The sequence below is a fragment of the Collinsella aerofaciens genome (assembly GCF_015556945.1).
GTDB classification, from domain to species: domain Bacteria; phylum Actinomycetota; class Coriobacteriia; order Coriobacteriales; family Coriobacteriaceae; genus Collinsella; species Collinsella aerofaciens_AO.
In genome coordinates, this window is the sequence record NZ_JADNNH010000029.1 from 24176 (window position 1) to 30175 (window position 6000).

At 55.5% G+C, this 6000-nt stretch carries 8 protein-coding genes; 1 reads left to right on the plus strand and 7 read right to left on the minus strand.

The annotated features are described in order from the left end of the window. The first annotated feature begins 135 nt into the window (after positions 1-135). Complete coding sequence (locus I2F59_RS08300; protein ID WP_171021459.1) at positions 136-747, plus strand: DUF1836 domain-containing protein; 612 nt, start codon at positions 136-138, stop codon at positions 745-747. 73 nt (positions 748-820) lie between these two features. Here I2F59_RS08300 and I2F59_RS08305 read toward each other — a convergent pair whose 3' ends face one another. The 7 genes from I2F59_RS08305 to I2F59_RS09935 form a co-directional block, all read right to left on the minus strand. Further along, on the minus strand, positions 821-1687 hold the full coding sequence (locus tag I2F59_RS08305) for a DegV family protein (protein ID WP_195503849.1): 867 nt from the start codon (positions 1685-1687) through the stop codon (positions 821-823). Positions 1688-1851: 164 nt separating this feature from the next. Beyond that, positions 1852-2979: a coiled-coil domain-containing protein gene (locus I2F59_RS08310; protein ID WP_138374201.1), complete on the minus strand. Its 1128-nt coding sequence runs from the start codon at positions 2977-2979 to the stop codon at positions 1852-1854. Between the two features lie 32 nt (positions 2980-3011). Beyond that, a complete protein-coding gene (locus I2F59_RS08315; protein WP_118227237.1) occupies positions 3012-3542 on the minus strand; it encodes an adenine phosphoribosyltransferase in 531 nt (176 codons plus the stop codon). 40 nt (positions 3543-3582) lie between these two features. Further along, on the minus strand, positions 3583-4461 hold the full coding sequence (gene ftsR, locus I2F59_RS08320; RefSeq protein WP_195503850.1) for a transcriptional regulator FtsR: 879 nt from the start codon (positions 4459-4461) through the stop codon (positions 3583-3585). Positions 4462-4464: 3 nt separating this feature from the next. Then, positions 4465-4899 carry an FHA domain-containing protein gene (locus I2F59_RS08325; protein WP_006236002.1) on the minus strand — a complete coding sequence of 145 codons (435 nt, stop codon included), beginning with the start codon at positions 4897-4899 and terminating at the stop codon, positions 4465-4467. 66 nt (positions 4900-4965) lie between these two features. Next, on the minus strand, positions 4966-5670 hold the full coding sequence (locus I2F59_RS08330) for a CDP-alcohol phosphatidyltransferase family protein (protein WP_138374202.1): 705 nt from the start codon (positions 5668-5670) through the stop codon (positions 4966-4968). 135 nt (positions 5671-5805) lie between these two features. After that, positions 5806-6000: hypothetical protein (locus I2F59_RS09935; RefSeq protein WP_229065410.1), on the minus strand; the 195-nt coding region annotated here is incomplete at its 5' end.

Below are 6000 nucleotides of genomic sequence, written 5' to 3' on the forward strand. Positions count from 1 at the left end.
TAAGGTTGCTATCTTTAAAACAAAGTGGTTGGACGGTGCATCAATGTGCTGTCCAACCACTTTTACTTGCCGGCTATATGGTATGCAAAACTAGATAACCTAGAATACAATATAGCTAATGAACGGAGGATCCTTATGAACCACGCCAAACGCGTTATCCCGATGTCCGATACATCGGTCAGCATTAAGCCTGAGGATATTCAGCCCACTGTGCTGCCCGATGCATTTATTCAGTCCGATATCGTGCGCAAACTTAATACGTTGAGTCTGCCGCGCTATAACCAGTTGCCCAATGTGACGCTCTACCGCGACCAGGTTATTGAGTATGTTGCGCTGTGGATGGAGCCGCTGTCCATTTGCGTTGAGCAGCCTGTCATTACGCCATCGATGATCAATAACTACGTGAAGGTCGGCCTGGTGCCTGCTCCGGTCAAAAAGCAATATGGCCGCGAGCAGATTGCCCGCCTGATCGCTATCTGCATCTTTAAGCAGGTGCTACCTATTGCTGCGGTGCAGGCACTCTTTAACATTCAGCGTTTGAGCTACGATGCCCCGACGGCCTTTGATTATGTGGTCGATCAGCTCGAGGCATCGATTCGTTCGGCGTTTTCCGTCGAGCAGACGCCGGTTCCCGATACGGCGCATCAGGTAACGCGTGAGTCGCTGCTTGTGCGCAGCGCGGTTTCATCCTTCGTTTCGAAGGCTTACTTGATGAGCTATCTCAAGTTCAACGGGTTTAATAGCTAGCCGACGTATAAAACGGGCGGGACAAAGAGCCATCTGTCGCTTTGTCCCGCCCGTTTTTTTGCTTGGTTGGACTTTATTTGCCCGAAGCTACGCCCATGCCGTAGCCGATGATTAGGCCGTGCATCTCGGCGTAATAGGAATCCAGGCCGTTGCAGGGCATGATGATGGTCTTGGAGCCGGGCCAATGTTCGACTATGCGATCAGTAAGCGCCTGGGCTCCAGCTTCGTTCTCAACGTGATCGATGATGACCTCACCGCCCGTAAAGCCCTCGGCTTCCATAGTGTCGATGATCTTGTTGAGCATCTTCTTTTCGCCACGCGTGTGCCCGACGAGTTCGATTTTACCGGCCTCACTCGCCGTGCCCAAAATGCGGATATTGAGCTTGTTGGCAATGACGCCGGCTGCCTTAGGGATACGTCCGGCTTTGGCGAGGTTTTCGTAATTGCACAAACTGAAGAGGATTTTGCTGTTCTGTTCAAGGCTATCGAAGTATGCGCAAGCATCCTCGAATGAGACATTCGGATTGCTTGCAAGATAGCGGTCGAACAGCAAGAAAATGAGGTCCATTTTGCCGCCAGCTGCGCGTGAATTGACTAGATGAATCTGTCGGTCGGGCTCCTCGGCAAGAACCATATCGCGAGCCGTGGCTGCCGCGTTGTAGCTGCCCGACACGCCCTCAGAGATCGGCATGCAGATGGTCTTGTCTGCCAATTTGAAGAGCTCGGCCCACTCCCCCACGCTGGGACAAGCGCTCGAAGAGGCATTCGTCTCCGCCTGAACAGCGCAGTTGAGCTCATGAACATCGAGCGAAAGGTCATCGACGAATTCACGCTCCCCCACTCGAATTTTGAGGGGAGCAAATGCAAAGGTGGTATGGGGTGCGATCGGTTGCCAATCGCGGAGGTTGCAGCTTGAATCGGAGATAAGTGCCCAGCTCATAGAGGGTCCTTTCTAATCGTTCCCATTCAATTATAGCCATCTTGCAGACCGATTGGGCCGCTATCTAGTATTCAAAACTAGATAGCGGACTGCACTAAAGGCAAAAGAATGGACCCCATGACTCAAAGCCACGAGGTCCATATCCGTTTGCTTTATCTGAATACTTAGTAGCGCACGAAAATGTAGTTGTTGTTCATGCCGGCGGCAACGGAGCTGATGATAACACCCGTGTTGTAGTCGGAAGCATGAATCATCTGACCACCACCGATGTAAATGCCGGTGTGGTACGAGTTGACCACAACGTCACCGGGCTGCGGATCGGACACACGCGTCCAGCCCATAAAGGTGCCCGTGGTGCCCAGGCGGCAATAGCGACCAGTGAGGCAATAGCTAACAAAACCAGAGCAGTCGAAACTGTTCGGGCCAATTCCGCCCCAAGAATAGGCGCAACCAAGCTTGCTGTATGCACGCGAGACAACAGAACCGCCATCGACGGACTGGCTCGGAGCAGAAGGCGTCGGAGCCGGGGCAGGCGTGGAGGGCTGCGGTGTCGGAGCAGGTGCCGGCGTAGGAGCCGGAGTGTTGCCGCCCTGGTTGTTGTTATTGCTGGTCTGGCCACCGTTGTTGGTGTTCTCGGTCGCACCGGCAGTCTCGTTGCTCACCGTGGCCTTCTCGGCGGTACTGGCGTTGATGCCGGCCTGCAGCGCGGCGTTGGCCTCGGCCTCAGCGGCAAGCTCAGCCTGCAGCTGTGAATCCAGAGAGTTTACGACGTTCTGTGCTTCAGCCTGCTGGGCGTTAAGCTCGTCGACCTTCTTTTGCGTGGTGGCGACGTTCTTTTCCTGCTCGGCCTGCTTATCGGTGAGCTGCTGTTTGAGCTCCTTGACCTCTTGAATGGTCTGAGCCTGCTTATCGGAAACTTTGCCGTAGTAGAACAGACGGTTGAGCATATCGCTCAGGTCATCGACGCCCGTCAGAACCTGAAGCAGGCTCAGACCGCCGGTTTTGTACTCGCCGGCGACATAGGTCGAGAGCTTGGCCTGACCATCGGCGATCTCCTGCTGCTTTTGCGTGATCTCGCCAGCAGTCTGATCGAGCGCCTGCGTCTGCGTGGCGAGCTCATCGTAAATCTGCTGAGTTTGGGTACCGATCTGCTCGAGCTTCGTACGAGCAGCGGCAAGGTCGGATGCGGTATCGGCGTAGGCAGGAGCCGCGAGGCCCAAGCCCAAAACACAAGCGAGGGTTGCCGTAGCAGCGCAGCGTGCCATGTTTTTGTGCGTGTTTGCTGTGCGCATGTAGCTTCCTTTCCAGTAACTAAGGGTAACGGCTAGTCCACCGTCACCAGGCTAAAGAGCTCCACATCGTCATTAGACGGTGTGAGCTTCTCGCGCGGGTTGAGAAACGCAAGCTCAAGGATACAACCGTAACCGACAAGCTTTGCGCCCATATCTCGCACCAGTTTACCTGTTGCCTCGACGGTTCCGCCCGTCGCGACCAAGTCGTCCAGAATCAACACGGTATCTTTAGAGCTGATAGCGTCGGCATGGATCTCAATTGAATCGGTGCCGTACTCGAGCTCGTAGCTCTGACTTACGGTCTCGCGTGGTAGCTTGCCAGGTTTACGTGCGGGAACAAAGCCGGCGCCAAGGGCTACAGCCACCGGTACGCCAACCATAAAGCCGCGAGCCTCGGGACCCACGACCTTGGTGATTCCCATGCCGGCAAAGTGCTCGGCGAGGGCATCGGTCATGGCTTTGAGCGCCTCGGGATTGCCAAAGAGCGGCGTGATGTCTTTAAAGATGACTCCGGGCTCGGGATAGTCGGGGATGTCGACGATTTGAGATTCGAAGTCGTACATTGCATGACCTTTCAATGGGTTGCCGGATAAGCGGCAGCTGTTATTTGCCCGCGGTGGCGGTGCCGGATTGCGAAGGGGTGACGACCTTGAGCGGCTTTACGAGGGAATCCTCGTGCGAAGCCGGCGCGCCTATCTCTTCGTTTTTGGCCTTGGTTGACTCGGAGCGAGTGATTTCCTCATCGAGTGCATCGATGTCGGCGTCCTCGACCACGGCGTTGAGCGACTCAAAAACGCGGTTCTTGAGCAGCGCGGTGTGCACGCCCTCCGTCAGGTCGTGAAGCTTCTTAAACGCACGCTCGAGCTTGGCGTCGCGCTCGTCATCGGAGGTGTCCATGCCGAGCATGCTCACGAGCACCTGCTCAAACATCGAGGACTCGCGGTTGGCGGAAGACACGTACTGACGCAGGTTGCGCGGCTCGATATGGAAGCGTGACAGCTCGGAGCAGTAGCGGATGATCGGGAAATCGCGACCATCGACGAGCTCACGATTTTGCGGACTCTTGATGATGCGAATGAGGTCGTTCTCGGCGAGCGAGCGGATAAACGAAATCTCGACGCCCAGCATATCGGGAATGGTCTCGATAGGATGCAGCTTTCGCTTAGTCTCCTTGGGCTCCGTCTTGAGCGGAGCATCGGACAGCAAGCCCACCTCGTAAGCGAGCGTTGACAGGTCCGTGGCGTTTTCCAAGCGCTGCTTAATCACGTTGAGTGGCATATAGCGGGTCTTCTGCAGGTGCAGAATGACCTCCAGGCGATCAACGTCCTCCTTGGAGTACTGACGGTATCCCTTAGGCGTACGATGAGGGGTAATGAGCCCCTCATCCTCTAGAAATCTAATTTTTGAGTTCGAAAGATCGGGGTATGCGCCTCGAAGTAGGTTGACGACTTGGCCGATACTCAGATAGTTGCGTTCGGCCATGCCCTACTCACCGGTTTCGATGCGCTCCGGCGTGCTCTCGTGGTAGATGAGCGTAAACGTACCGATCTGGACGGAAGAACCGTCGTGCAGCGGGGCTGCATTGACGATGGCACCGTCGACCCAGGTGCCATTGAGCGAGCCCAAGTCCTCGATGCGAGCGCCGAGGCCCTCGCGAATAATGCGCGCGTGGCTGCGCGAAACGGTCATGTCATTGAGGAAGATGCCGTTCGCGGGATCGCGGCCAATGGTGGTCACGTCATCCTCGAGCTCAAAAGCGGCACCAGTCTGCGGACCCTTGACGATGGACAGAACGGGGGCGGTGATGCGCACGTTGGCCATGAGGTCGGGAACGGTGACGTCGCTTGAAGGCACGCGGAATACGCAGGTAGCGTCAGCAGTCTTATCATTCTGAGGCATATTGTTAACCATGTTGTCCATGACAACCCCTAACTTATCGCGGACGTGCCGCAAATAATGAACCGTACGTAATCATACCCCAACGAATCAGTCTTCGATTTCAGGGTTCAGAAAGTCGATGTCCTCGTCCTCGGGATGCGTGAGAGCCTGTTTAATGGCCGCTCCGCCCTTAATGGAGTAGATGACAGCGGTGAGCATGGAGAAGATCACGCCGCCGTACACAAAGAAGATGCCGAGGGGCATCGAGCTTCCGTTGAGGCCCGGGAAGGCCGTAAGGGCTGAAGGTAAAAGATGCAGGCCGTCAATAACGGGGAACCCGAGCAGCATGAGCGAGAAGCCGGTCATGAGCAGCGCTGTGGCAATCTTTCCGGGGAAGACAACATCGATGGGGCGACGGTGATAATGGCGCACGATAAGCGTGCCGATGCCCAGATAGATGTCGCGGCCAATAATGAGCACGCAGACCCAGATGGGCAGCTCTCCGCGGACCACCAGCCCCAAGACGCCGGTGAACAGCAGCGCACGGTCGCAAATGGGATCCATGACCTTGCCGAGCCATGAGACCGTCTTAGTCATGCGAGCGATCTGACCGTCCATCCAGTCGGTGGAGGCGGCAACGGCGTAGATAACGATGGCGATGACGCGGTTGTTGTCCGTCACAAACAGGTACAGAAATACCAGGGTGAGGATCAGGCGCGTAAAGGTGATGAAATTGGAGATCGTAAAGATCTTATTCGACGGGTAATCGGAAGTGCCGATAAGCTCCTTTTTGATCTTCTTTTTGATGCCCACAGGACTCCCCCGCTGGTTAACGACAAAACTTTCGATACTATACCCGTTCCGGCGATGTCTATCCAGCGTAAGCATAGAGAGTCCAGACATGTGGAGGGCGCCTCTGGGCTGCGCTGGATTCTGCATTTGTGTACATCAGCCTCCAAAAGCGACATTTTTCGGCATCTTTGGTGGCTGGTGTACACGTTTTGATTCGGTGATTACATCGATCGGGAAAGTTGTTGCTTTAAGCAAATGCGTGCGGGTCGAGATTGGCTGGCGCCAAAAGAGCCCAACGGCCGTTACGGCTTCGTTAGAAACGCGCCCCATCATGGATGGTGAACCCGAAAG

Coding starts and splice junctions, on each gene's coding strand:
- I2F59_RS08305 (WP_195503849.1), bottom strand. CDS start 1,687: ATGAGCTGGGCACTTATCTCCGATTCAAGCTGCAACCTCCGCGATTGG.
- I2F59_RS08315 (WP_118227237.1), bottom strand. CDS start 3,542: ATGTACGACTTCGAATCTCAAATCGTCGACATCCCCGACTATCCCGAG.
- I2F59_RS08310 (WP_138374201.1), bottom strand. CDS start 2,979: ATGCGCACAGCAAACACGCACAAAAACATGGCACGCTGCGCTGCTACG.
- I2F59_RS08300 (WP_171021459.1), top strand. CDS start 136: ATGAACCACGCCAAACGCGTTATCCCGATGTCCGATACATCGGTCAGC.
- ftsR (WP_195503850.1), bottom strand. CDS start 4,461: ATGGCCGAACGCAACTATCTGAGTATCGGCCAAGTCGTCAACCTACTT.
- I2F59_RS08325 (WP_006236002.1), bottom strand. CDS start 4,899: ATGGACAACATGGTTAACAATATGCCTCAGAATGATAAGACTGCTGAC.